This window comes from Escherichia sp. AM3 (genome assembly GCF_032029835.1).
GTDB lineage: Bacteria > Pseudomonadota > Gammaproteobacteria > Enterobacterales > Enterobacteriaceae > Escherichia > Escherichia coli.
Window position 1 is genome coordinate 1 of the sequence record NZ_JAVUPQ010001253.1, and the last position, 242, is coordinate 242.

The window sequence follows — 242 nt, forward strand, 5'->3', positions numbered from 1 at the left end:
TCTGCGCCCCCAACCTGGCCTTTATGGGCTGGGGCATTTGTGAGCTGGATTACACCGGCTTCCGCGGCCTTCTGGCCTATCTTCCTGTGGCTACTCAGCTCCCGTTTCTCCGTCGGTCTGCATAAAGCGGCCATTATTACCGTCTATGTTCTGGCCGCTGTGGTGGGCTATTCGCGGCTGGTCATCCATGTGCATTCCGTCTCGGAAGTGGTTGCCGGCCCGCTGCTGGCAACGCTTTGTTC

Annotated in this window: 1 pseudogene; it reads left to right on the forward strand. The window is 59.1% G+C overall.

Annotation, left to right across the window (positions count from 1 at the left end):
• Positions 1-242, forward strand: a pseudogene (locus RTW80_RS30535) (phosphatase PAP2 family protein); the annotation flags it as partial.